Raw genomic sequence first — 20662 nt, 5'->3', positions numbered from 1 at the left:
TTGCCAAAGGTTTCAAATGGACAATCCAACCATTGCTGCTGTTGCGACGCCAATAGGTCGCGGTGGTATCGGTATTATCAGAATTTCCGGCGAAAAGGCTTTAAGGATAGCCGCAACTATTTTTAAAAGCTCTTCTTTTGCCTCTGATCAACATGCAGCTACATGCGACTTTTCTTTTGCAAAATCTAAATATCACAGGCTATACTATGGATATGTTGTTGATCCGGCAAACGGGCGGCAGCTCGACGAGATTCTTTTGGCAATTATGAAGGCGCCACGTTCATATACTGGTGAGGATGTCGTAGAGATACAGGCTCATTCAGGGCCTGTTGTATTGAGCTCTATTCTGGAGCTGGTCTTAAAAAACGGCGCCAGGCTTGCCGAGCCTGGCGAGTTTACAAAGAGAGCATATATAAATGGCCGCATTGATCTTACACAGGCTGAGGCGGTTGTTGATATTATCAATGCCAGGACAAACAAATCGCTCGAAATAGCCACTGCTCAGCTAAAGGGTGATATGCGAATGAGCATTGAAACAATAAGGTGTCCGCTGTCTGATGTTTTTGCTGAAATAAATGCAGCCATAGATTTCCCGGATGATGTTGCAGAGATTGTTGATATTGATACAATAATCAAAACACTCCAGGACAAGGTCATTGCAAGATTAAACGACCTGATTGAGTGGTATGAAAACGCTCATGTTTTGAGAGACGGCCTCAAGCTGGTTGTTGTGGGTCGCCCAAACGTCGGGAAGTCGAGCCTTATGAATCGTTTGCTCCAAAAGGAGCGAGCTATTGTTTCCTCAATGCCAGGCACTACAAGAGACTTTATAGAAGAGCCGTTAGGCATCAGGGGCATCCCTGTAATTATTACAGACACCGCGGGTCTGCATGAAACAGATGATCCTGTAGAGGTTATGGGCATAAAAAAGACTTATGAGCACACCGACCTGTCTGATCTGGTTTTATTTGTGCTTGATGCAGGCTGCCGGATAACAGGGGAGGACTATAAGATATATGAAAGGATCGGCGACAGAAAGCTGATAATAGTTATAAACAAATCAGATCTTGTAGATGATGAACACGGGCTTGACATGCCGGATTCCTGGATTAATATTCCGCAAGTTAAAATATCAGCCCTTTATGGCCACGGGCTTGACAGGCTTAAGGATTTGATAGCAAAAACATCTCTTAGTGAACAGGGTTTCGACTCTGAACATACAATTGTTCCGAATTTAAGGCACAAGATAGCTCTCGAGAGAAGTCTTCAGGCCGCATCATCAGCTGTTAAAGGAATGCGTATGCAAACACCGTTTGAGTTGATTTCCATAGATATTAAGGAGGCTGTCGATTCGCTGGAAGAAATTACAGGTGTTATTGCCAACGAAGACATGCTTGACAGGATCTTCGGCAGATTCTGTATAGGTAAATAATGTTTCACGTGAAACAGAAACAGCTTGCAGCCCTTCACGGCTTGAAATTGGAAATTAGCAACTTGGGATAGATGAAACGAGTTTACGGGTTGACAGTGCAAAAGCATGAAGGCCAAATTTGATGGCCTCGTAAAAAGTCTCTCTGGCGTGTCATTTCGAGGGAAACGAGAAATCTTTATTCTGCAATCTATTGAAAAGATAAGGGTTTCCCCTGCGGTCGAAATGACACATCCAACGAATTTGGCTTTTTACGAATTCATCAAATTTCCAATTTCAATGTTCCGTGAACGCTTATAAAAGTTTAAAGCGAACTAAAATTTTGTGTCATATTTTCGTGCTTTTGTGATAAACAAATCCTGTTTAGTTTCCCGATAAATCGGGGTTTTCGCTTCGTTTCAACCGGCCTGCCCGGGTTAGGAGAATGGTTATGGATATAGATTTTTCACCTTTTTTCAGGAAATATGAAGAGATTGTGACAATGGCGGATGCTGTTTTTGAGCGCGTAAAAAAAGAACATCCGGAATGTATAACATGTAAACAGGAGTGCTGCGACTGTTGTTATGCTCTTTTTGATCTTAGTTTGATTGAAGGATTATATATAAACTATCAATTCAACAAAAAAATTAAAGGAAAAGAAAGGGACAGGATTATTGATAAGTCAAACAAAGCTGATCGAGAGGGATGCAGAATAAAGAAAAAGGCATATAGAGATTTTGAAGCAGGAAAAAAAGAGGATGACATAATAATGGACATAGCAGAGAAACGGATTAGATGCCCGCTGCTAAACGAGCATAATCTTTGCGATATATATCAATACCGGCCCATAACATGCCGGGTGTACGGGATTCCAGGCAGTATTGGTGGATCGGGTCATACCTGTGGCAAATCCGGCTTTGTTGAGGGTAAGCAGTATTCCACGGTAAACCTGGATATACTCCAGAATAATCTTTACAAAATATCTGCTGAGCTTGTAAAAGAAATTAAATCCAGTTATGTGAACATGGCGGACCTGCTTGTGCCTTTATCCATGGCTATTCTTACCAATTATGATGAAGAGTTTTTTGGACTGAAAACCATTAAGAAAGACAGCCCAAAAGAGAAGCAGAACGCCTAAAAGGAGTAGAAAAAATGACGGAAATTTCCCCTGAAGAGGAGAAAAGAAGAAAAAAGGCCATACTTGACGGCATGTCTCCTAGGCGTCGGAAACATATCCTGAAAAAAGGTTATGACGAATGGGATCCTTTTATCAAGCCAAAAGATCCGATAGATATCAGAAAAGATGTGACAAAACGCACAACCCAGATGCTTGTAAGGGAGTTTATGCAGGCATGCAGCCCTGAGGAATATACTAACGAATTCGGGAGGGGGGCTTTTGAGATTTGCCACGGTATAATGAACAACAATGAAACGTTTAGAGGCATGTTTGAGTTTGCATGCTGGTATAAGGATCTCTTGAAAAAGGAAGGGCATATTGAGTGACCTCTGTAAACAAGTACAATTTGCTGAAACAAAAAGTAGCCGAAACTGTATTTGAATCAGATAGATGCTTGACCCAGTTGGATATAGAAAAGGAAATAGCAAACAGATACTTTTATCCCAAAAAACAGACAAAACAGGCAATCAAGGCCTTGGTTGCAGAACAGACTCTGGCATATACTTATAAATATGGCCACACCTTCCTGGAAAAATCCTTTAACAAGCCGGTGCGAATATCAAAACGGGTTGTCCTTAAGCCGCCGGGCATTACATACAGGCGTAAAGCCGGCGATCTGGTAGTTGAGATGCTGCAGGGATCGTCGTTTGGCAATGGAGAGCATCCAACTACGAGGCTGGCAACCAGAGGTGTTGAGCACGCATTATCTTCAGACAGATTTTTAAGAGACAAACAAAACAGATTTGCCCTTGATATTGGAACAGGCTCAGGGGTTCTTGCAATTACGGCAGTCCTGTTTGGCATAAACAGGGCAATCGGACTTGATATTGATCCTGTTGCAAGAGCGGAAGCTAAAAAAAACATTTCACTCAACAATCTATCCAACAGGATTAGTATACATAACCGGTCCATAGATGATATCAACCAGCAGTTTTCCCTGATAATCGCGAACCTGCGCTATCCTACCCTGAAAAAGCTATACTCCAGACTAAACCGTATTACAAAGCATAAAGCAGTAGTTGTAATTTCAGGTCTTAAGGCATCTGAAATGCCGGATATTCAAAAACTCTATACACAGAAATTTCTTAAATTAGAAAGAAAAGAGGTAGAGAAAGGTTGGGGCGCAATGGTGTTTGAAAAAAAAGCTTAAAGAAATCTATCAAGCCTATATAGCGAGGCCTTTGAAAATGTGTATTTTCAAAGGCCTCTAGATGATGTGTCGTTGCTTGTTATAAAACTATGAAAGATCAGGAGCGGGCAAAGTAAAAACCTTTCCACAAACCTTCCATGTTTCGTTTTCTTTTATAACCGGAATTATCGCATCAATCTCATGGGTTTCCCCTAAATGAAAGATTTTTGCGACTGTTGCAAAGAGCGGGTTTATGCTTTTCCTTATTTTACAGGTTAACATGACGTTGGCTTTTGCATCTTCCAGGGGGATTGTATGGGTTTTAATATAGTACATATTGTTTTTCATATACTTTAACTCAAAACCCATTTCCCTGGCTTTAGTAGCTGTCTGCTGAATATATTCGTCTATAATATTAACTTCATCTATTGTTTTTTGTGCATTGCAGAGCCGTTCGTTCATTGTTGCTTTGTCAAGCAGGAAATATGCCTTGGAAAATTCAAGAGCAGCTTTGTGTGGCGAATCTATATTCTCGGCATAAATAAAAGCCACCTGCAATATGAATCCTATTATTACAACTGCTGCTACCATAGATATTATTGAGCGATTGTTATCCTGCGCCATTTTTTCTTCCTCCTTTTAAAACGTCATCTAATACTTGATAAACCTGTAACAAGCCAGATTAGGCAGGTTTTAAATAAAGTTTATACCACATTTTATATTTTATTACAAGATATTTTCACGTTCATTGCAGAGTCAATTTTTTGTTTTTCCCAGTTCATCGTGATCCGGTCTATTGACAGGGTTTAAAAAAAATATCAGGAGATTGTCTTTATATACATTCAGGATTATGGATAAGCCGAAATAGATAAGCAAAGCTCCGTCTGCAACTCCTATGGTTCTCAAAACGATAATATTTTGCAGAATAAATGAGAAGCCAAAAAGCAGAAATATGATAATTACCATTTCAAGTACGGCATGACCCATTATAATCCATAAACCTATCAGATAGCCGCGCCTGCCGGATTGTACCGACTTGATAATCGTATATGTAAACAGCGGGCTAGGTGCCATGGTTCCGGGCAATGCTACCAGAAAGGAAAAGGAAAAAATCACCCATAATGAAGAAACAATATTTATTAACTCATTTGCCATACAATCCTGTTTTGTAATATAAATAGACTGAGCACGGTAAAGGAGCCAAAATAAATTTGGCTCCTTTACCGCCTTGAGCTTGATAAAAATCAAGGGTGCGAAACCTGAGTTATTTCAATTCAAAGGAGACAGCATCATGGAAAAAACAAAAAACACAACCACTAAAATACCGGAGGATCTTAAACAATGCATAGCGTTTCACGGACACCAATGTCCGGGGCTTGTTTACGGTTATCTGGTCGCCAAGCAGGCTATAAAGATTCTTAACCTCAAACGGTCAAGAGATGAAGAAATTGTAGCTGTCTGCGAAAACGATTCATGTGCTGTTGATGCGCTCCAGGTGCTCCTCGGCACAACAGCAGGCAAAGGCAACCTTATTATAAAGGATTACGGTAAAAACGCATATACGATCCTGAACCGGGCAGACAAGACGGCTTATCGCTTTTCCCGAAAACAACATTACACATACAAGGGCAAAGACAAAGAGGAGTTTGCCAGGCTGGATGCCGCTATTTCCGAGGGCTCTGAAACAACCAGAGAAAGATGGCGGTATAAACATTTAAAGTCGGAAGATCTCCTTTCAAGACCCTTTGATGAAGTTTTTTCAACCAGCAGCATAGAGTTTTCCATGCCACCATATGCGCCTCTGGCGCGTTCCGCAGCCTGTAATGTCTGCGGAGAAATGACAATGTCAACAAAAATGGTTTCCACAGATGACAGGAAACTTGTCTGCATGCCGTGTTCAAAAAAAGATCAACAATCCTGTTAAAACAGCAACTATTCAGCCACGGATTCACACAGACGAACGCAGATATGTTTAAATCACAAATGTTGTTCTTAGAAGTTTTTGTGGTATTAGTCCACCGCAAAGCATCAGAGTTTTATCCCTTCTGTCTTCCTTGCCTTGTGGAAGGCAAAGCCTATTCCTCTTGGCTCAACTGAAAGGATAACTATTTATTTTCTTTGAGATCTTTGTGTCTTGAACAAAACTGGCGGTGGATACTTACAAGTTTTCAAAAGATGGGCCGAACTATTATAATAAAAAAAATATCAGTGATGATCAGCGTAAATCGGCGGCTGAATAGATACTCAAAACATATTATAATGCGTAAACTCCTTTATCTGCCTTCGTTTCGGCGCCGATGGCGTTTTGGCAGGATACCCCATCGGTATAAGGACAACCAGTTCATAGCCTGCAGGCACATTTAAAATCTCTTTTGCCTCATCATGCTTGAACGAACCTACTATTACTGTTCCCAGGCCAAGATGATGGGCCATAAGACAGAGATTCTGTGTGGCAAGCCCAAGGTCAAACATAGACCAGTCTCCGAATTTTGTTGAAACTCTGTCTTTATAATAGCCTGACTTGCCAAGCCCGCCGCAAACGGCAAAAACTACCGGCGCCTCTACAATAGCCTTTGATGCGGGATTGCCCTTGGAAATCGTCGCTTGAAGTTTTTTCTTTAATAATTGATCTGTTACCTTTATTATTTCCCAGCACTGGGTATTGACCCATGACGGCGTCCACCTGACAGCATCAAGAACCCTGTCTACAAGCTCTTCAGAAATATCTTTTTCCTCGTACTTGCGGATGCTTCTTCTTTCCTTTATAGCTCTCATAAGATCCGTCATTATAATCCCTCCTTAATTAAACTTCGCCGACCTGCTTTATGTTTATTATTCCAAGTGCTGTATTACTTTTGTTCCGCCGGGTTTATAGTAATAATATTCCATCACTTTGCGGCTTTCATTCACCATTGCTGTCAATGAAAAGGGAAGCTCATTGTTTTTTAATAATTTACGGACAAAGTCTATGGTGCTGTAAAACCTTAAATCACCAAATGTAATTAATTGGCATTGACCAGACTTTTCGGTTTTTATTACAGGATAGCTTGCAAACCAGGCGTACGTATTAAAAATAGATGCGCATCCCCCAAACCTTTTAAATACATATGGTTCGGCTTTATCAAATTCAATAAAGGTTTTTGTGACGCAAGTATTGAAAATGGTAAAGCCGGCTATCTTATAGGTCTCGCTATCTTCAACAATAACCTTCCAGAAGAAAGGTGTAAAGAGCTCCGGTGAAATATGCACCTTTTCAAATGGAATCCTGTTTCTCTGAAGCTCGCGTTCAACACGATATAAAGCCGCATGTTTTATGCCGAGGCATATAACAGGATATAGAAATAGCCAGGCAAGTCCCAGCATTACAACCCTTTGTTTGTGTTTTTTGCTCAAAAAAGAAAAAAAGCAGATACTTGCTGTTGAAACTGTGTAAAACAAATCCACGATATAAACAGCGTCTAAGGAATATCTGGTATTATTAAAGGGATAAAATATCTGGGTGCCGTATGATGTTACAAGATCAAGATATATATGAATCAGGATTATTGAAAAGGATATAATTAATCCTTTGATGATTGGAAAAGATTTTGTAAAGAGACTGAAAACCGCAACCAGTAGCATTGAAAGAATAAGGCTGCCCGCAAAGGAATGGGTTATTCCCCGATGATGGATCAAATACAGTTCCGGTCCAAGAAATGTAACCAGATTGTCTATATCGGGCAGCCATGCCGCAATAATGCAAAATAATATTATAAAACGCCGGTTAAAGGGTTTGCGTACAACCTGGGCGCCTAAAACGCCTGTGGTTATATGTGTTATGGGGTCCATTTTAATTTTTTATCATAATCTGTTTTCAATGGACAATAAAAAAGGGCATCACCGTATGGTGATGCCCTTTTTTATAAAATGTATTTTTTATCAGGAACAACATGAGCTAGTGGTACCACAACTTGAGCATCCAGCCCCTAAATCCATGCCCGATGTTATTTTAAACCCAAACTGATTAAAATCTACTTTAATCGGTTTTGATTTCTCCATAAATACTTTATCGACAACATATTTAAATCCGTCAACCTCATATATATTATCGCTGTCTTTTAACTCATCCAGAGTCATCGCAAGGGAAGGTCCGCCTCACCCTCCTGCGTTTAAAAAAATCCGAATCGGCGATATCTCTCTGTCTTTAAAATATTCACCAATCTGTGTTGTTGCTGCGTTTGTAATCTCAACCATAACTTCCTCCTTAATAACGTAATATCAAAATTTATTAATCCACATTATTTATTTTAATCACCTCAATTATGTTTGTCAATGATGAACTGGGGAAATGCTTTTGTTTCTTGACAGAATCTGCATTTTTTGCTAACTATTACAAAATTTATTAAAAAAAGGCAAGCGGTGAAGTTAATATTAATTTTGTAATTTTTGGAGGTTTGATATGGCAGTTTATATTTTCGGGCATAAAAATCCTGACAGCGATTCCGTGTGTGCCGCTATCGCTCTGGCTGATCTCAAAAACAAGCTTGGTGTGGAGGCTGTAGCCGCGGTACAGGGGGATCTCAATCCTGAGTCAAAGTTTGTTCTGGGAAAATTCGGCGTTAAGGCTCCTGAGCTATTAAGCAGCGGTGCGGGCAAGCAGGTTATTCTTGTTGATCATTCTGATCTTGCTCAGAGTCTGGATGATCTGGCTAAAGCTGAAATCCTGGGAATCGTGGATCATCACAAGCTTGGTGATGTAACTACCCCCAATCCATTAGAAGCCTGGATCTGGCCGGTTGGTTGCAGTTGTACCGTGCTCAAGGCCATGTACGATTTCTTTGGAGTTGAAATTCCCAAAGACATTGCCGGGATTATGCTTTGCGCAATCTTAAGCGATACCGTTATCTTCAAATCCGTTACCTGTACGGATAATGATAAAGAGGCATGCGAAGCCCTGGCAAAGATTTGTGGCGAATCTGATTTAAAAGCTCTTGGCATGTCGATGTTCAAGGTAAAATCTGCTATTGAAGGTACTCCTGCCAGAGAATTGGTATTACGCGATTATAAAGACTTTGATATGAGCGGAAACAAGGTAGGAATTGGTCAGCTTGAAGTTGTAGACTTGTCTCTTCTGGATAGTGTTAAGCCGGCTCTGGTTGAAGATATCAAGGCCCTTAAAAAAGAAGGAAACAGACATTCTGTTTTCCTGTTGCTGACCGATATCATAAAAGAAGGCACTGAAATGCTGATCATCTCTGATGATCCTTCTGTAGTGGAAAAGGCATTTGGCGTAGCTCCTGCTGGAGGAAAAGTGTGGCTGGACGGCGTTATGAGCCGCAAAAAACAGGTTGTTCCCAATTTTGAAAAAGCCTTTGCCAAATAAATGATCGCAAATAGAGATTTTTGAACCGCAATAGCGAGCGCATTCCCCGTAGCTTGCTGCGGGGAATCTTCAAAAAAGCCCTGTGTGTTTTTGTTTTGCATGCAGGGCTTTTTTTATGGTTTTTTCTTATAGCCAACATATAATACCGCAATTCCAAGCGCCAGTTTTTTCCATCTGACATCTTGAAACCCTGCCTTACGCATTGTTGCGGCAAATGAATAAGGATCTGGAAAATTTTCAACAGAACAGGGAAGGTATTGATATGCCATTAGATTTTTTGAAAACAACTTTCCTATAACAGGCAGAATTTTCCTAAAATAAAAATGGTAAAAGGCCGGCAGCAATCCTTTTTCAGGAAAAGCCAATTCAAGTACAAGAATCATTCCGCCCGTGGTTAACATTCTATAAAAAACCTGCAGAGCCGACAACTTGTCAACAATGTTCCTTATGCCGAACGCAATTGTAAGCGCGTCAAAGGTTTCCACCTTAAACGGAAGATTCAATGCGTTTCCGGAAAGTAGATGAATGTTTGAGCCGTCATGCATAGCTCTTATTTTATTCCTGGCAAGCATGAGCATGGATGTTGAAAAATCGATTCCGCAAACTTTTACAGACGACCCTTTTTGCCGGATTATTTCAATGGCAACATCGCCGGTTCCACAGGCCACATCCAGCAATAGCCCGCCGGCAGGGGCCTTTATTTCAGACACCATCATTCTTCTCCAGTAAACATCCTGCCTGCAGCTTAAAAGACGGTTTAACAGATCATACCTTGGCGCTATTTGTTCAAACATCTCTTTTATAAAGTGAAGTTCTACATTCTTCATTGACAAGTATGCCTTATGTATTATGTTTTCAAATTAAGTACTCAAGTTAAATGTATCTATCATATCAAAAAGGCCATGACAACATGAGAACCGTAAAAATATCAGGAAGCTAAATGACTGCTAAACGTGATTACTATGAAATTTTAGGCATAAACCGAAATGCCTCTGGAAGTGAAATAAAGGCCGCCTACCGCAAGCTGGCCCTTCAATACCATCCTGACAGAAATCCAGGCGACAAAGCATCGGAGGAAAGCTTTAAAGAGGCTGCCGAAGCTTATGAGGTGCTTCATGACCCCCAGAAGCGCAATATTTATGATCAATATGGACACCAGGGCATTGAAGGAACCGGTTTTTCAGGTTTTGGTGGTTTTGACGATATTTTTTCAAGTTTTGGGGATATTTTTGAAGATTTTTTCGGATTCAGAACAACAGGGTCCAGAACAAGGGTTCAGAGAGGGGCGGATCTTCGTTATAATTTAAACTTAAGCTTTATGGAAGCGGCCTTTGGGACAGACACGGAAATAAATATTGAAAAGATGGAGGTGTGTTCTACATGTAACGGCAATGCTTGCAAGCCGGGCACACAGCCGGAAAACTGCAAGCGTTGTGGCGGAGCAGGCCAGGTCTCCAGTTCTCAGGGTTTTTTTACGGTAAGGACTACCTGCCCGACATGTCGCGGCCAAGGCCGGTCCATACCTCATCCATGCTCTCATTGCAATGGAACAGGGCAGGTGATGGTCAGCAAAAAGGTTTCTGTTAAAATACCGGCGGGTGTGGATTCAGGCTCCAGGCTTCGTCTGACCGGCGAGGGAGAGGCCGGGCTTTACGGCGGTCCTCCGGGAGATCTTTATGTTTTTATTAGCGTGGGACCCCATGAATTCTTTGAACGCAACAATACGGACGTTATATGCCGGATACCGATATCATTTATACAGGCCGCGCTTGGAGATAAAATAAAGGTACCCACATTAAACAATGAAAAGAAGCTCGAAATCCCCAAAGGAACACAGCCTGGCGATATACTGCGTTTTCCAGGAATGGGCATACCCTCTCTCAGAAATGGCAGCCGCGGAGACCAGATAATGCAAATTATCATTAACACACCCACCAATCTCTCCAAAAAACAGGAAGAGCTTCTCAGGGAATTTGCAAAACTCGAATCAAGCAAGCTGGCGACAAAATTAAAAAATATATTCAAGGGCGCTAACAAAACAGCCTCCGGATAAACAAAAAGAGTAACTGTTCACGGTTGAAAAAACAGATTGCACAAGGATCGGTTGCGGAGCCGAGAACCGGCAACCGTTGAACATTTAAACCATTACAATAAAGGTAAACATGTTTGAGTTAAAGGTTATTACCCATTTTGCAGCAGCCCACCGGCTCAATATGGTGGCAAAAAAATGTGAGAATATGCATGGTCATAACTGGAAGATTGAGGTTTGTGTGGGAAGTAAAAGATTAAACAGCGCCGGAATTATAATTGATTTCGGAGAGATAAAGAAGCAGGTTGCTGAAATTACCGCAAAGCTTGACCACTGTGTCCTCAATGAACTGGATTGTTTTCAAGATAACAATCCATCCTCTGAAAATATCGCACTCTATATTGCCGAAGAACTGCAGGCAATAATAAAAAACAAGGACATAAAGGTTACAAGTGTAACAGCATGGGAATCAGAGGATGCGTGCGCAACTTACAAGCTCATCCCTTGAAATAATTGCAGAAACATTACGCACCTGTTTGCGGATATTTTCAATCCCCCCTTCCTGGCGATCAATCAGTATTACGACCTTAACAACCTCCAAACCTTCAGCCCTTGCCCGCTCAATAGCCTTGATCGTCGAGCCTCCTGTTGTAACAACATCATCTATTATTACGACCCTGTCGCCTGGTTTTACATCCCCCTCGATCCATCTGATAATGCCGTGATCTTTCCTGGTCTTGCGTATTGAAAAGGCATTTATTGGTTTTTGATTTAATTCAGAGGCAAAAGCGGTCGCGAGGGCAATAGGATCTGCGCCGAATGTAAGCCCGCCGATTGCCGCAACATTCAGATCTTTAATCACATCAAACACAAGGTGACCGATTAAAAACATGCCTCTTGGGCTCAGGGTGGTTGGTTTACAATTAACATAAAAACAGCTCATGTTGCCTGAAACAAGCTTAAAGGTCGGTTTGTCGCTATATTTAAAAGATTTTCGACAAAGCATTTCAAGGAGTTCCTGTTTCATGGACTGTATCCTCATTCTCAAAAAATTTATAGATATTGCTTTTTACTATGCATAAGAAATGATGGTCTCGTAAAAAGTCTCGAAATCGTCATGCCGGACCTGATCGGGCATCCAGAACTCATTGAATTTACTGGATAGCGCTTTAGCTTCACTACGTGTCCAGCTTTCGCCGGAATGACGGAAAACGGTGTTTTTGGACTTTTTACTAGTTCATAAGAAATAAATAATCATTTTAGATATTAGTGTCTTTGTGGCTGAACTATTCCTGTTTTTTAAGTATTTGTTGATTTTAGGGCAATTATAAGATAAAAAACCTCCACTGAACTGGAAGAAGCCTGTTTATGGGATTCAGTGGAGGCTTTTGAGTAGGGAAAACTGGGAACAGCACTCCCTGACTTTAAAAAAATTAATATCATAGAAAATTAATTTTGGTCAATGTAAAAAAAGGATGGACTATACATTGCATTTCAACAAGCTTTGCTATAAATATTTAGTTTTTTTTATAATTATCGGGTATTTTCCGGTTTTACCCTGTGTTGCCGAAGCCGAAGAGCCCTTTACCCTTGAACAAACAATCAGGCAGGCAATAAAGGCCAATCTCGGGCTTAAATCCTCCAGAGAGGATATAAATGCCGCAGCTTCCGCCAGGCTGAAACAACGAAGCAATTTTCTTCCAACCCTGGGCGCAACCTATAAATACAAGCGTAACTATGAAGAGCAAACCACGGCGGACGATGGCGCAACGGTTCCAAAAAACAAGTATACTTTTACCGGCACATTCACACAGCCTGTATTTACAGGGTTTTCCCTTATTAACAAGTATAAGGTCGCAGCCCTTGATCTTGACCTTGCGCGGCTTAATGAAAAGACTACCGGCCAGGCGGTTGTCTTTGAAGCAAATAAAGTATATTTTACTCTATTAAAGGCGCAAAAGCTGGCGGCAATTGCAAGCGAAGCGGTTACGCAGATTTCAGCGCACAAAGATGTGGCAAAAAATTTCTATGAGGTCGGAATGACTCCGTTAAATGATTTGTTGAAAGCTCAGGTTGAACTGGCCAATGCCCGGCAGGATCTTATCGTTGCTCAAAACAACCTGGAAAAAGCAAAATCGAATTTTAATATTTTGTTGCGCAGGCAAATTAATGCCCCTGTCGAACTCAAGGATATTGTTGATCATTATTTTTTTGAAAGGAAAATCGATTTTTGCTTTGATATGGCTGAAAAAAACCGTCTGGAAATAAAAGCGGCTGAACTGCAGGTTGAAATCGCACAAAAAGAGTTAAAGCTTGGGAAAGCAGACTATTATCCATCAATAAAAGTGGAAGGTAATTATTATAAAGCCGGGACCGATTTTGATGTTGATGGTGGAGAGGGAATAAGCGATCCTGATAGTTGGGATGTTACAGCCACAGCTTCATGGAATTTCTGGGAATGGGGCAAAACCAGATACGGCGTAAAGGAAAAACTAAGCGCTCTTGCACAGGCTCGATATCAACTTGCCGAGATCATTGATAATATTAATCTAGAGGTAAAACAGGCGTATCTTAATACCAAAGAGTCTGAACAAAATATTATGGCTGTAAAACAAGCCATTGAACAGGCCAAAGAGAACTTTAGAATCAGCGAAGAACGCTATAAAGAACAGATGGACACTTCAACAGATGTCCTGGATGCACAAACGCTTCTTTCCAGAACCATGACTAATTATTACAATGCATTATATGATTTAAAAATATCAAAAGCCTATCTGTATTGGGCAATGGGCCAGGCGCAAGAGGTTGGGGCTGGCTTAGAATGATCGACAAAAACGACAAAAGTGCAATAATTCGAATGTTCCAGGTCCACAAGAATTACGGCTCAAACAAGGCTTTAACCAATATAAACCTCGATGTATCCCCAAATGAATTCCTTTTTATCACCGGTCCCAGCGGGGCAGGCAAATCCACTCTGCTGAAGCTCCTTTATCTTGGAGAACCTGTATCAGAGGGGCAAATATTAATCGACGGAATGAATCTTTCCAGAATTTCCCGCAAACGGATTTCGCTTTTAAGGCGAAAGCTCGGGATAATATTCCAGGATTACAAGCTGATACCCACGAAAACCGTATTTGACAATGTTGCTTTAGTGCTTGAGGCAATGGGTAAAAATAGGCAGTTTGTGCAGAAAAAAGTAAACAGCGTGCTGAGAATGGTAGGAATGGAAAAAAGGTTTAATGCCATGCCTCAAAGCCTGTCAGGCGGAGAACAGCAAAGAATCGCAGTGGCCAGAGCAGTTGTAGGGGCACCTAAGATAATTCTGGCGGATGAACCAACCGGCAGCCTTGACCCGGAATCGGCCGGCACTGTTTTTGATCTTCTTAAAGGGTTCCACGCGCGAGGAGGCACACTCCTTATTGCAACCCACGATCAGGAATTGATACGCAAAACAGGCTGTAGGGCAATCCATCTTAAAGAGGGACGTCAAACCAAATAGGGTTCAAGGGTTCGAAAGCCCCTTGAATCCTCGAATCCTTTGCATCAACCAACAGGGAGAAGAACCAATAGTTTTTACAAGGTCTGAAATATGATTCTTTATTTTAAAAGAGCCTTTCAGGATATCCGAACCAACAAATTTCTGAATGCAGTAACAATTATTACAATATTTCTGTCAATACTTATAGTCAGTGCTCTTGTTCTTTTTTTTCTCAACACAAACGACTATATGAATTCCTGGAAAAAGGGAATAAGAATAATAGCATACCTCAAACCGGATATAGTTGAAGCAAACCTTGTTGATATAAAAAACAAGATTCAGGGGCTCTATGGGGTTGCCGAGGCCGAATTCATATCAAAAGAGGAAGCCATGAAGCGGCTTAGAGAGCAGATGAAACGGCAATCTTCCCTTCTTAATGGACTCAAGGAGAATCCACTTCCCCATGCCTTTGAAATAAGTCTTACAGGGCAGTTTGCAAACAGTGAAAGGATTGAAAATCTGGCGGTTAAGATTGAATCACTTCCTGAAATAGATGATGTTGAATATGGCCGGAAATGGATCGGACGATTTGTTAAGCTCTTTGATCTGTTCAGGTTAACAGGGTATGCCATGAGCGGTATTTTCTTTATGGCCGCTGTCTTTATCGTAGTCAACACTATCAGACTTGTAATCTATTCAAGGCGTGAAGAGATTGAAATAATGCGTCTGGTTGGAGCTACCGACCGATTTATCAAGACCCCCTTTTACATTGAAGCCGTTATTCAGGGTGCGCTTGGAGGAATCATCGGGCTTGCCGTATTATTTGCCGCTTATATATATATATCAATCAACGTTGAACAGGGGCTATCTTCCGATTTGTTACACGTCAGGTTTCTTTCGCTCAGGCTGTCCGGCACAATAATATTGTGCAGTATGCTTGTTGGATGGTTAGGCTGTTTTATTTCTCTGAGACAATTTTTAAAAGAATAAACCGCGTGAAAAAATCCTATTTTATATCGCTTGTTTTTATAATTTTTATTGTTGCCGGCAGTATTGTGTTTTTGCATTCTGCTGTGGCTGTCGGTTTTCAATCAAATGAAACAGGCATTATAACCGTGCCGAAGCTTAATATGCGATCAGAACCCGGAATTGATAAACCTCTTATCAAAACGCTTAAAAAAGGGACAAAAGTAATAATATTAACACACTGCAATAACTGGCTTAAAATTCAGCATAATGATCAGATCGGTTATATTAGATATCTAAAGCACTATGTTCGGATCGTTCAAAGCGAACCAATTGATAATTTAAGTGATGTTGACACTAAAATCAAAACAGCCAAACAAAAGGCAAAAGATGTCAGCAGCAAACTGGAAAAACAAGAGATTGCGCTGCAAAACTTTACAGAAAAAGAGGTTGCCGTTATCAACAGCTTAAATGAGACAGATATTGCCCTAAACAATGCCGTAAAGCGTGTTTCAGCCTTGCGATTCGAGCTTGCCTCACTTGAAACAGACATTCAGAAAGCAACTCGTGCATTCAACGACCTCCAGAAAATGATTAAAACAAGCGAAGATTATGCATCCAATCGTCTTGTTGCTGTCTATAAATTAAACCTGATTGGTAAAATGAATGTTCTTGCATCTGCCGAATCGATCAACGATTTTTTTCAGCGTAAAATTACCATGGAACAGATACTTGCTCATGATGGAAAAACCTGGGGAAAACTTGTAAAAAACAAGGATAGTCTGCAACGGCTGTTGGACAGAATGAATGCTCAAAAAACAAAAAAGCTTTTGCTTGAAACAGACTTAAATAAACAGATCCACATTATGTCTAATGAAAATAAAAAACGCTCGAAACTTCTTTTTGATATACAAAGCAAAAAAAGGCTTGGATTAGCCGCCATTCAAGCATTAAAACAGACAGCAGATGCTCTGGACCGGACGATTCAATCCTTGAGCCGGATGCCTGACAAGGTTAAAAACATATCGCATGGAACTTTTAGCTCCTTTAAAGGGTTGCTTAAAATGCCTGTTAAGGGTAAAATAATACATTTTTTTGGCCGACAGACCAACAGCCAAAGTAAAACAGTAAATTTCAAAACAGGTATTGATATTAAAGCCGACAGAGGCGAACCCATATGTTCGGTATATGATGGATATATACTTTTTTCCAACTGGTTTAAAGGTTATGGGAATATGATTATCGTAGATCATGGAAATAATTTCTGCACGGTCTATGCGCATGCTGAGGAGCTCTTTAAGGAAAAGGGCGATTATGTTGAGGCGGGTGAAGTTGTTGCCACGGTTGGCGATACAGGTTCAATGATCGGCCCGAAACTCTATTTTGAGCTTCGTCATCACGGAAGACCGGTTAATCCGCTTGAGTGGCTTAAGGGTTGATGAAACTTTTTAGGCTACTATTTATAGCAAGATCTTGGACTTTCAAATAACTTAACTTATGCTCGAGCAAAAAGTACGTTTTTGTGCGCTTGTTGCATCAGTTATAATTAAATTTAAACCAGAAAAAACTCATGTATAACAAATCGTAAACAAAGAACCGGACATAATAAAAATAACAATTGTGCCAATCAAGCGATTTTTTATATATAAAGACATTGTGCCAGGTTCTTTGTTAACGATTTTTAATACATTCAAACAGTTTTCTGATTTAAATTTAATCACAACTGAAGCTGATTCCTCAAAGTTAAGGAGCAACTGTATGACAATAAAGAAAAAACAAAACATTAAAATTTGGTTCATAATGATAATCGCTTTAATATTCTGGTCGATCGGGCCCGGATTTTACCACGATCTTTCAGCAAGCAGCGATGAGACATATAAAGGGCTTAAACTGTTTTCCGATGTCATTGAACTGGTTGAAAAAAACTATGTTGATGAGGTTGATACAAAAGAATTAATTCAAAAGGCTATTCAGGGAATGGTAAGCAGTCTTGACCCTCATTCTGCATTGCTTCCGCCCGAGGCTTTTGAAGAGTTGCAGATCGGTACCCATGGTGAATTCGGCGGCATTGGTATAGTTATAACCATGCAACAAGGTATTATTACCGTTATATCTCCAATCGAAGGCACCCCTGCTTACCAAGCCGGAATAAAGGCTGGAGATAAAATTATCAAGGTGGACGGTGAATTAACCAAGGATATGATGCTGTGGGAAGCTGTTAAGAAGATGAGAGGTCCAAAAGGAAAGCAGATAGTTATAACAATAATAAGGGAGGGAGTATCAAAACCGATAGATTTCAGGCTGATTCGTGATATTATTCCGGTTATAAGCGTAAAGTCGCTTGTTTTGCAGCCCGGATATGGATATATCTGGATCACCAATTTCCAGGACAACACAACCGATGAGCTAAAGCTGGCTCTGGCAAAGCTTGAATCCGGTGATGTCCCGTTAAAAGGGCTTGTTCTTGATCTTCGAGACAATCCAGGCGGACTTCTTAACCAGTCAATTTCGGTGACAGACCTGTTTCTTGAAAAGGGTAAAATCGTATCCATCAAAGGACGGCTGAAAGAACATACACAAATTTTCAGAGCTCATCCAAACGAGGTAAAACGGGACTATCCTATTGTTGTGCTGATTAACGGGGGAAGCGCCAGTGCATCCGAAATTGTGGCAGGCGCGCTTCAGGATCATAAAAAAGCCATTATCATCGGGACTACCTCTTTCGGCAAGGGATCTGTTCAAACAGTAGAAACGTTAAGAGACGGATATGGGCTTAAATTTACAATCGCCAGATATTATACCCCGAGCGGAAGATCTATTCAGGCTCAGGGTATTATACCTGATATAGAGGTAAAACAAAGAACCATAGAGCAGGAAGAGGCTGATAAGGACCTGATGAAGGAAAAGGATTTAAAAAATCATCTTGAAGCAGAGCCGGATACAAGAAAAGACACAGGTGAAAAAAAGGATACCGGGAAGAAACAGGGGCATCCATCCATGCATGAGTCCCTTACGCTTGAAAGGCTGCTTGAAGACAACCAGGTTATGCGAGCTCTTGATATCCTTAGAAGTTATGCGATTTTAAGCAGTTAAATGACTATAAAAACAAAGAAAACAAAACAAAAAAAAGTATTTTTCAGCAAGAATAAAGCTAAAAAAACATATTTAAAAAAGGCGATTGCAGGGCTGTCTCTGTTGGTGGTGCTGGTAGTTGTCGCCGGTTTTCTGGCGCATTACTTATTGTTGCGAACGCAACCTGCGCAGCCGGCCAAAAAAAAACAGACATTTAAAATACCTGTCTTTGAAATATATCCCAAAGCGGACAAGGTATTACGCAAACCTGATTATAAACAAAAGCTTATACCAAAAGCTCTGCCAAAAGTGGCAATTATTATAGATGATATTGGCTATGAACAAAAGGTTGCTGAGGAATTTTTAAGTCTTGATACCGTACTTACATTTTCCGTGTTTCCGCAGGCCCCTTTCCAGCAAAGAATTATCAGGGAAGCCCATGCAAAAGGGTTTGAAATTATGCTTCACCTGCCAATGGAGCCTAATGAATATCCTGAGGTTGACCCGGGTCCTGACGCTTTACTTACATCCATGTCTCCTGATGAACTTATCGATCAGCTCAATAAAGACCTGGATGCCGTTCCTTTAATTAAAGGGGTCAACAACCATATGGGTTCAAAAATGACAACCGAATCCACCCGAATGTATCAAATCTTTTCCGTGCTGAAACAAAGAGGGCTCTTTTTTGTTGATAGTCTTACAACGTCTGAAAGCCTTTGCAAGCCATCGGCTCGTCTGCTTAAGATTCCTTTTGGTCAACGGGATGTTTTTCTTGATCATGTGCCTGAGCCTGACTTTATTCGCAGGCAGATAAAAGGATTGATTCGCATTGCCGAAATTCATGGCACAGCTGTAGGGATTGCGCATCCGCATGAAGTAACATATGAGGTTTTTCGTGAAGAGCTCCCCGAACTTCAAAAAAAGGTGCGCCTTGTTCCTGCCTCAAGTATTGTACAGATCATTAATTAGCCCGAACACCAATCACCTGCAAAAAGGATTAAATAATGAAAATAGGGATTATCGGTCTTCCCGGATCAGGGAAAACAACTATATTTGAAGTATTAACCCACAATATAATTGATGCAGGGCATAAAGGGGAAACCCGTATAGGCACAATCAAGGTGCCTGATAAACGTGTTGACATATTAAGCAATATGTATAAACCCAAAAAAACTATTTATGCTCAGGTCGCATACTTTCTTCCAGGATTTCAAGGACAGGGCAAAGAACCGGCAAAAGATTATAATGTCTGGAATGAAGTAAGAGATTGCGACGCCTTGATACAGGTGGTGCGTAATTTCGGCGGATATGGTTTTGAAAACCCTGATCCATACAACGATTTTTTCAATCTTGATCAGGAAATGATTCTTGCCGATCTTGTTGTTGTGGAAAAGCGCCTTGAACGGATTGAATTAGAAAAACAAAGGCACAAAAAAATCGACCAGGAAGAACTTGCTCTTTTAACCGAATGCCAGAAAAATCTCGAAAATGAAATCCCTCTTAGAAAAAATCCGGAGTTTGCTTCTGCGCCTGCTCTTAAAGGATTTGCCTTTGTTTCAGCCAACCCCAGGCTTGTTCTCTTTAATAACGAAGATGACGATGACACCATGCCTAATCTGAAAGATATAACTTCTAAGGAGAGTTGCATGATAATAAGGGGCAAATTAGAACAGGAGCTTGCCCATATGTCTGACGAAGAGGCAGAAGACTTTCTTTCCGAATTTAATATTGCCGCATCTGCCATGGACAGGGTGATCAGCCGGTCATACGAACTCCAGGGGCTTATATCATTTTTTACAGTTGGTGAAGATGAGGTGAGGGCATGGACAATAAAGAAAGGAACTCAGGCCGTTGATGCGGCAGGCGTTATCCATACAGACATAAGAAAAGGATTCATACGCGCAGAGGTGGTTTTGTATGAGGATTTGATAAATGCCGGCACATATCATGAAGCAAGAAAAAGGGGCACTGTAAGGCTAGAGGGTAAAACCTACGAGGTGCGGGATGGGGATATAATTAACTTTCGCTTTAATGTTTGATG

At 40.8% G+C, this 20662-nt stretch carries 21 protein-coding genes; 15 read left to right on the top strand and 6 right to left on the bottom strand.

Annotated elements, in window-relative coordinates; all coding sequences use genetic code 11:
- The first annotated feature begins 16 nt into the window (after window positions 1-16).
- The 4 genes from mnmE (at window position 17) to VMW78_01460 (ending at window position 3735) form a co-directional block, all read left to right on the top strand.
- Window positions 17-1432: a tRNA uridine-5-carboxymethylaminomethyl(34) synthesis GTPase MnmE gene (gene mnmE, locus VMW78_01475; protein ID HUV49677.1), complete on the top strand. Its 1416-nt coding sequence runs from the start codon at window positions 17-19 to the stop codon at window positions 1430-1432.
- A 427-nt stretch (window positions 1433-1859) separates the two neighbouring features.
- Window positions 1860-2546 carry a YkgJ family cysteine cluster protein gene (locus VMW78_01470; protein HUV49676.1) on the top strand — a complete coding sequence of 229 codons (687 nt, stop codon included), beginning with the start codon at window positions 1860-1862 and terminating at the stop codon, window positions 2544-2546.
- Between the two features lie 14 nt (window positions 2547-2560).
- Complete coding sequence (locus VMW78_01465) at window positions 2561-2911, top strand: hypothetical protein (GenBank protein HUV49675.1); 351 nt, start codon at window positions 2561-2563, stop codon at window positions 2909-2911.
- Complete coding sequence (locus VMW78_01460) at window positions 2908-3735, top strand: 50S ribosomal protein L11 methyltransferase (GenBank protein HUV49674.1); 828 nt, start codon at window positions 2908-2910, stop codon at window positions 3733-3735. The genes VMW78_01465 and VMW78_01460 overlap by 4 nt, the downstream gene beginning before the upstream one ends.
- An 87-nt stretch (window positions 3736-3822) precedes the next feature.
- On the opposite strand, the gene VMW78_01455 is transcribed toward VMW78_01460, so the two are convergent.
- Window positions 3823-4338 (bottom strand): hypothetical protein, encoded by a 516-nt coding sequence (locus VMW78_01455; GenBank protein ID HUV49673.1) that lies wholly within the window; start codon window positions 4336-4338, stop codon window positions 3823-3825.
- Between the two features lie 132 nt (window positions 4339-4470).
- On the bottom strand, window positions 4471-4869 hold the full coding sequence (locus VMW78_01450) for a LysE family transporter (GenBank protein ID HUV49672.1): 399 nt from the start codon (window positions 4867-4869) through the stop codon (window positions 4471-4473).
- A gap of 136 nt (window positions 4870-5005) precedes the next feature.
- Here VMW78_01450 and VMW78_01445 point away from each other — a divergent pair, with 136 nt between their 5' ends.
- Complete coding sequence (locus VMW78_01445; GenBank protein HUV49671.1) at window positions 5006-5638, top strand: FmdE family protein; 633 nt, start codon at window positions 5006-5008, stop codon at window positions 5636-5638.
- Window positions 5639-5958: 320 nt separating this feature from the next.
- Here VMW78_01445 and VMW78_01440 read toward each other — a convergent pair whose 3' ends face one another.
- Both VMW78_01440 and VMW78_01435 read right to left on the bottom strand, forming a co-directional pair.
- Entirely contained in the window at window positions 5959-6501 is a 543-nt protein-coding gene (locus VMW78_01440; GenBank protein ID HUV49670.1) for a nitroreductase family protein, read from the bottom strand.
- A 45-nt stretch (window positions 6502-6546) separates the two neighbouring features.
- Complete coding sequence (locus VMW78_01435; protein ID HUV49669.1) at window positions 6547-7542, bottom strand: metal-dependent hydrolase; 996 nt, start codon at window positions 7540-7542, stop codon at window positions 6547-6549.
- A 610-nt stretch (window positions 7543-8152) separates the two neighbouring features.
- On the opposite strand from VMW78_01435, the gene VMW78_01430 reads away from it, so the two are divergent.
- Window positions 8153-9076, top strand: a complete 924-nt coding sequence (locus VMW78_01430) for a manganese-dependent inorganic pyrophosphatase (GenBank protein HUV49668.1) — start codon at window positions 8153-8155, stop codon at window positions 9074-9076.
- 113 nt (window positions 9077-9189) lie between these two features.
- Here VMW78_01430 and ubiE read toward each other — a convergent pair whose 3' ends face one another.
- On the bottom strand, window positions 9190-9903 hold the full coding sequence (ubiE, locus tag VMW78_01425; protein HUV49667.1) for a bifunctional demethylmenaquinone methyltransferase/2-methoxy-6-polyprenyl-1,4-benzoquinol methylase UbiE: 714 nt from the start codon (window positions 9901-9903) through the stop codon (window positions 9190-9192).
- A gap of 113 nt (window positions 9904-10016) precedes the next feature.
- Between ubiE and dnaJ the strand changes: the two genes are divergently transcribed.
- Both dnaJ and queD read left to right on the top strand, forming a co-directional pair.
- Window positions 10017-11129, top strand: a complete 1113-nt coding sequence (dnaJ, locus tag VMW78_01420; GenBank protein ID HUV49666.1) for a molecular chaperone DnaJ — start codon at window positions 10017-10019, stop codon at window positions 11127-11129.
- A 109-nt stretch (window positions 11130-11238) separates the two neighbouring features.
- On the top strand, window positions 11239-11613 hold the full coding sequence (queD, locus tag VMW78_01415; GenBank protein HUV49665.1) for a 6-carboxytetrahydropterin synthase QueD: 375 nt from the start codon (window positions 11239-11241) through the stop codon (window positions 11611-11613).
- On the opposite strand, the gene pyrE is transcribed toward queD, so the two are convergent.
- A complete protein-coding gene (pyrE, locus tag VMW78_01410) occupies window positions 11575-12132 on the bottom strand; it encodes an orotate phosphoribosyltransferase (protein ID HUV49664.1) in 558 nt (185 codons plus the stop codon). The two genes, queD and pyrE, sit on opposite strands and share 39 nt — an antisense overlap.
- A gap of 460 nt (window positions 12133-12592) precedes the next feature.
- Here pyrE and VMW78_01405 point away from each other — a divergent pair, with 460 nt between their 5' ends.
- From VMW78_01405 to VMW78_01375, 7 genes are all read left to right on the top strand, one after another.
- Window positions 12593-13930 (top strand): TolC family protein, encoded by a 1338-nt coding sequence (locus VMW78_01405; protein ID HUV49663.1) that lies wholly within the window; start codon window positions 12593-12595, stop codon window positions 13928-13930.
- A complete protein-coding gene (ftsE, locus tag VMW78_01400) occupies window positions 13927-14604 on the top strand; it encodes a cell division ATP-binding protein FtsE (GenBank protein ID HUV49662.1) in 678 nt (225 codons plus the stop codon). The genes VMW78_01405 and ftsE overlap by 4 nt, the downstream gene beginning before the upstream one ends.
- Before the next feature lie 90 nt (window positions 14605-14694).
- Window positions 14695-15573: a permease-like cell division protein FtsX gene (gene ftsX, locus VMW78_01395; GenBank protein ID HUV49661.1), complete on the top strand. Its 879-nt coding sequence runs from the start codon at window positions 14695-14697 to the stop codon at window positions 15571-15573.
- A 5-nt stretch (window positions 15574-15578) separates the two neighbouring features.
- A complete protein-coding gene (locus VMW78_01390) occupies window positions 15579-16988 on the top strand; it encodes a peptidoglycan DD-metalloendopeptidase family protein (protein ID HUV49660.1) in 1410 nt (469 codons plus the stop codon).
- 319 nt (window positions 16989-17307) lie between these two features.
- The gene (locus tag VMW78_01385; protein HUV49659.1) at window positions 17308-18642 is read left to right on the top strand and encodes a S41 family peptidase; all 1335 of its coding nucleotides are present in this window, start codon (window positions 17308-17310) and stop codon (window positions 18640-18642) included.
- Complete coding sequence (locus VMW78_01380) at window positions 18643-19590, top strand: divergent polysaccharide deacetylase family protein (protein ID HUV49658.1); 948 nt, start codon at window positions 18643-18645, stop codon at window positions 19588-19590.
- A 35-nt stretch (window positions 19591-19625) separates the two neighbouring features.
- Window positions 19626-20660, top strand: coding sequence for a DUF933 domain-containing protein (locus tag VMW78_01375; GenBank protein ID HUV49657.1), 1035 nt, complete (start codon window positions 19626-19628; stop codon window positions 20658-20660).
- The last annotated feature ends 2 nt before the right edge of the window (window positions 20661-20662 follow it).

Source organism: Anaerolineae bacterium, from assembly GCA_035529315.1.
In the GTDB taxonomy this organism is placed as follows: domain Bacteria; phylum Desulfobacterota; class Desulfobacteria; order Desulfobacterales; family ETH-SRB1; genus Desulfaltia.
The sequence above is the reverse complement of the archived record's forward strand: the minus strand, read 5'-3'. Positions and strand labels throughout refer to the sequence as shown.

Excerpts from the sequence above, each read along its gene's own strand:
- VMW78_01430 (HUV49668.1), top strand. The coding sequence starts at position 8,153 with ATGGCAGTTTATATTTTCGGGCATAAAAATCCTGACAGCGATTCCGTG.
- dnaJ (HUV49666.1), top strand. The coding sequence starts at position 10,017 with ATGACTGCTAAACGTGATTACTATGAAATTTTAGGCATAAACCGAAAT.
- VMW78_01435 (HUV49669.1), bottom strand. The coding sequence starts at position 7,542 with ATGGACCCCATAACACATATAACCACAGGCGTTTTAGGCGCCCAGGTT.
- VMW78_01470 (HUV49676.1), top strand. The coding sequence starts at position 1,860 with ATGGATATAGATTTTTCACCTTTTTTCAGGAAATATGAAGAGATTGTG.
- ubiE (HUV49667.1), bottom strand. The coding sequence starts at position 9,903 with ATGAAGAATGTAGAACTTCACTTTATAAAAGAGATGTTTGAACAAATA.
- mnmE (HUV49677.1), top strand. The coding sequence starts at position 17 with ATGGACAATCCAACCATTGCTGCTGTTGCGACGCCAATAGGTCGCGGT.
- ftsX (HUV49661.1), top strand. The coding sequence starts at position 14,695 with ATGATTCTTTATTTTAAAAGAGCCTTTCAGGATATCCGAACCAACAAA.
- VMW78_01455 (HUV49673.1), bottom strand. The coding sequence starts at position 4,338 with ATGGCGCAGGATAACAATCGCTCAATAATATCTATGGTAGCAGCAGTT.
- VMW78_01440 (HUV49670.1), bottom strand. The coding sequence starts at position 6,501 with ATGACGGATCTTATGAGAGCTATAAAGGAAAGAAGAAGCATCCGCAAG.
- VMW78_01375 (HUV49657.1), top strand. The coding sequence starts at position 19,626 with ATGAAAATAGGGATTATCGGTCTTCCCGGATCAGGGAAAACAACTATA.
- VMW78_01380 (HUV49658.1), top strand. The coding sequence starts at position 18,643 with ATGACTATAAAAACAAAGAAAACAAAACAAAAAAAAGTATTTTTCAGC.
- queD (HUV49665.1), top strand. The coding sequence starts at position 11,239 with ATGTTTGAGTTAAAGGTTATTACCCATTTTGCAGCAGCCCACCGGCTC.
- pyrE (HUV49664.1), bottom strand. The coding sequence starts at position 12,132 with ATGAAACAGGAACTCCTTGAAATGCTTTGTCGAAAATCTTTTAAATAT.
- VMW78_01385 (HUV49659.1), top strand. The coding sequence starts at position 17,308 with ATGACAATAAAGAAAAAACAAAACATTAAAATTTGGTTCATAATGATA.
- VMW78_01465 (HUV49675.1), top strand. The coding sequence starts at position 2,561 with ATGACGGAAATTTCCCCTGAAGAGGAGAAAAGAAGAAAAAAGGCCATA.
- VMW78_01445 (HUV49671.1), top strand. The coding sequence starts at position 5,006 with ATGGAAAAAACAAAAAACACAACCACTAAAATACCGGAGGATCTTAAA.
- ftsE (HUV49662.1), top strand. The coding sequence starts at position 13,927 with ATGATCGACAAAAACGACAAAAGTGCAATAATTCGAATGTTCCAGGTC.
- VMW78_01450 (HUV49672.1), bottom strand. The coding sequence starts at position 4,869 with ATGGCAAATGAGTTAATAAATATTGTTTCTTCATTATGGGTGATTTTT.